Origin of the sequence: Microcoleus sp. B4-C1, from assembly GCF_036705285.1 — a bacterium.
Classification (GTDB): domain Bacteria; phylum Cyanobacteriota; class Cyanobacteriia; order Cyanobacteriales; family Microcoleaceae; genus Microcoleus.
On sequence record NZ_JAUBUC010000187.1, the window covers coordinates 1 to 3286 of the forward strand.

At 42.7% G+C, this 3286-nt stretch carries 5 protein-coding genes; 2 read left to right on the forward strand and 3 right to left on the reverse strand.

Annotation, left to right across the window (positions count from 1 at the left end; translation table 11 throughout):
* Nucleotides 1-133: 133 nt before the first annotated feature.
* Nucleotides 134-433, reverse strand: a complete 300-nt coding sequence (locus tag QUB26_RS31430) for a DUF3593 domain-containing protein (RefSeq protein ID WP_333057168.1) — start codon at nucleotides 431-433, stop codon at nucleotides 134-136.
* 314 nt (nucleotides 434-747) lie between these two features.
* Nucleotides 748-1401, reverse strand: coding sequence for an ATP-binding protein (locus tag QUB26_RS31435; protein WP_333247043.1), 654 nt, complete (start codon nucleotides 1399-1401; stop codon nucleotides 748-750).
* A gap of 170 nt (nucleotides 1402-1571) precedes the next feature.
* On the opposite strand from QUB26_RS31435, the gene QUB26_RS31440 reads away from it, so the two are divergent.
* The gene (locus QUB26_RS31440; protein ID WP_333247045.1) at nucleotides 1572-1775 is read left to right on the forward strand and encodes a hypothetical protein; all 204 of its coding nucleotides are present in this window, start codon (nucleotides 1572-1574) and stop codon (nucleotides 1773-1775) included.
* Nucleotides 1776-1801: 26 nt separating this feature from the next.
* Here the strand turns inward: QUB26_RS31440 and QUB26_RS31445 are convergent, their stop codons facing one another.
* Nucleotides 1802-1999, reverse strand: coding sequence for a hypothetical protein (locus QUB26_RS31445; RefSeq protein WP_333250249.1), 198 nt, complete (start codon nucleotides 1997-1999; stop codon nucleotides 1802-1804).
* A 50-nt stretch (nucleotides 2000-2049) separates the two neighbouring features.
* Here QUB26_RS31445 and QUB26_RS31450 point away from each other — a divergent pair, with 50 nt between their 5' ends.
* Complete coding sequence (locus QUB26_RS31450; RefSeq protein WP_333321228.1) at nucleotides 2050-3228, forward strand: transposase; 1179 nt, start codon at nucleotides 2050-2052, stop codon at nucleotides 3226-3228.
* Nucleotides 3229-3286: the final 58 nt, after the last annotated feature.

Genomic DNA, 3286 nt, shown 5'->3' on the forward strand with positions numbered 1-3286 from the left:
CGCCCGTCCAAAAAGGACGGGCGGGACGCCCATCCCACAATAACAATTAAAATTGTAAGTTATTTAATTCGCCCAACTAAACAGACGCTAGTCAAATGAAAGTCTCGCATTAATCCCGACTACCCTCTCAAGTTTATTCTTGTGAGGATGCTTTGGCTTTAATCACCGCTTCTCTAAAGCCTAAAACTAATAAAATATTGGCAAGTGTTAAGAATAGTTCCGCAGAACCGTGCAGCCAATCGACATTTGCTAGTGACTCATTGTAGGCAACTTTTGCGTAAATTGCGGCGGGAATCGTCACCGCTACAAAAACGAGAGTCCCGTAAAATCCCATCAGAGCTAAACGAGGTGTTTTTCCCGATCGAGTCAAAAACCAGAGAAATCCCAAGTAGGGAAATAGAGACAGAACAAATAAAGTTTCTTTGGAAATCATTAGTAATTGGTGAGCGACCAGATACTATGATAAATTAAAAGCTCAAAAATTAGTGTGAATAATTTTTAACTTTTAATGTTGAGTTTTTAATATTTAATTATAATATTTAATTCGACAGATGCACCCGTTTCTATCGAACCGCTATAGAATCACCCAATACCATAGCTCTTAACCCAAGCCGCAGCAGGTGGGCAGTATTCAAAACCCCTCACCCACGCGGAGACAAAACCCGTAAATTTTCCCCCTAACACCGTTTTTAGCCTACTAACACATTTTTTACCGTGCCAGTGTGTTAATTGTCCCTCACTCCCAAGCTACCCAGCAATTAGAAATAGAGACGGTTCCAAACTTTTATGTCTGCTAGGCATCAAGCAAGCATCGTTCAAAACCTCTAAGTCCAAGCTGCCTTTTCTATCTGCTGCCAGAATTTCCTTCAGCTTAGCATCAAAATCAAAACACGGCCCGCAATCCCAAACTTTGAGTTCCAACCGTCCATTAAACACCGTAATTTCGAGTTGCACAGGAGTTTCTACTGGCAGATTTTTGTGAGCGTGGCGAACTGCATTAGTGAAACCTTCAGCCAACCCCAACTGAATCTTCCACCAAACTTCATTGGGGAGCGATATATCTTTCAACTGTTCAAACCACAACAAAACTTGAGTTAAAGCATTGACATCTGTGTTGACTTGCAGGCTAATATGTTGAATAAAAGTTTCATGCAGCTCTTCTTCCTGCTCTGTTTCAGTCTGCCAATCCCAGGTGTTTAATAAATTCATTAACCCATCTAAAACGCTAGCTTTTTTTATAAAATTTTGGGAGCGATCGCGATTTTCTACTTCGTAAGTTTTGCTCAGCGACAAACAGTTTCGATTGTCGAGAGTCCGGGTGTAACTGAGCTCGTCTGCAATCTGCCACATGAGTTTGATCCCCCTGCCGCCTTCTGCAAGTCGATCTATGCTGTTAGACATCTATTTTCCTCGTTTGAAAGTATTAGCTGTACTCAATTCTCCCACCCGCCGAGACACGTGGTATTTTTTTTATACTTGCTTGCTCGGTATTATTTCGGGGATCACACAAAAATGCTATCTTTTTTATAGAAAGCAGCGCATCAGCAATATGTCTTAAGAGTCTAAGCCAATTGGCTTATTTACCGATCGCCTGTACGGAGAACGATCGCCCTCGGCAGCAAAATCCCACTGCATCCATTACCAATACTTATCCGTTGTCGGAGTCGGTCATTTGCCTCCGCCGTCGCCAGAATCCCCGGCATTTAGCGCCTCGGGCCGATCGCCGTTCGCTGCAAGGGAGCCTTGATGTGCGGGCTTTCATCCCCAAGGCGTAAGTAACTTCCGTGAGCGCGATCGAACCTTACACCGTCGAGTCGCGTCCATCCACCAAGAAACTGGGTCTGAAGCCCCGTCCTTCGCTTGACGGCTTTTCTTTAACTTTGAGGCTCCTGATTAATTCCCTAAGTACATCGGTTTTAGTCCGACCTACAGATTTGCAGTGTTCTTCAAGAATTTTAAATTCAGACTCTTGAATCCGAAAATCTAAACGTTTCTTCATGATTTTATCCGGTGTTTTGCTGTACAATTGTATAACAAGGAGGATAACTCATGTTTGGCTGTCAACAAAACTTAATTCGAGCTGACTCAGAGATTAAGGCGATTCTCGAATATCTGTGTTCAGAGTCTGCAAAACTTTCTAATTGCGGGACTTACTATGCCCGCCAGTTATATTTTAAAACTGGCAAGGTTCCGAACCGCGCTCAGTTGCACAAGGTTCTAGGAACCGAAAATCGAAATCGACACTATCAAGCATTTTACTCTGATACAGCCCAACAAATCCTGACGGGTGTAGCAGAGTCTTTCAAGTCTTTTCTAGGACTAATGAAAGCGTTTAAAAATGGGATAATTATAGACCGCCCTAAGCTGCCGAAATATCGTCAAGGCGGAAGGGCTGTGGTGACGTTTACAGGTAGGTCGGTAAAACTCAAAGACGGAATGTTGAGATTTCCCCTAGGCAGCAAGGTCAAAGTGTGGTTTGGTCTAGATGCGTTTTACTTGCCCATGCCATCTAATCTTGATTTCAAGGCTATTCGGGAATATCGCATTCTTCCTCGAAACGGCTGTTTCTACCTAGAGTTTGTCTACAAAACTACTGAAGTCCAATCAGATGTAGATATTGCCAGATGCTTGATGATTGACCACGGCGTAGATAATTGGCTAACTTGTGTGAGCAACGTTGGTACAAGTTTTATAGTTGATGGCAAGCACATAAAGTCTCTCAATCAAGGTTACAACAAGCAAGTTGCATTTTTGATGAAGGGGAAAGCTAACGGGTTTTGGTCTAAAAAACTTGCCAGCGTAACCGAGAGACGAAATCGTCAGATGCGAGATGCCGTCAACAAGGCAGCCAAAAAGGTGATTAATCATTGTTTGAACAATCAAATAGGAACCGTTGTATTTGGCTGGAACAAAGGACAAAAAAAGTCTGCCAACATGGGAAGCAAAACTAATCAAAAGTTTGTGCAGATTCCTACGGGCAGACTGAAGGATAGAATTGGTCAATTGTGTGAGCAGTACGGCTTAAGATTTCTGGAGACTGAAGAATCGTATTCCTCAAAGGCTTCATTCGTTGATAATGATTTGCTACCTACATTCGGCGAGAAACCCGAAGGGTGGCTTCCATCTGGTAAACGAATTAAGCGTGGCTTGTATCGAACAGCTCAAGGTTGGTTGATCAATGCAGATTGCAACGGTTGTGGCAATATTGGTAAGCTGTTGCACATTTAAACTGTGATACAAGCATTACCCTTATTTTTAATTTTGCGACCCCATTTAATTATTAATT

What these genes read in the sequence shown, in the direction of transcription:
- QUB26_RS31435 (WP_333247043.1), bottom strand. Translation starts at nt 1,401, where the DNA reads ATGTCTAACAGCATAGATCGACTTGCAGAAGGCGGCAGGGGGATCAAA.
- QUB26_RS31450 (WP_333321228.1), top strand. Translation starts at nt 2,050, where the DNA reads ATGTTTGGCTGTCAACAAAACTTAATTCGAGCTGACTCAGAGATTAAG.
- QUB26_RS31445 (WP_333250249.1), bottom strand. Translation starts at nt 1,999, where the DNA reads ATGAAGAAACGTTTAGATTTTCGGATTCAAGAGTCTGAATTTAAAATT.
- QUB26_RS31430 (WP_333057168.1), bottom strand. Translation starts at nt 433, where the DNA reads ATGATTTCCAAAGAAACTTTATTTGTTCTGTCTCTATTTCCCTACTTG.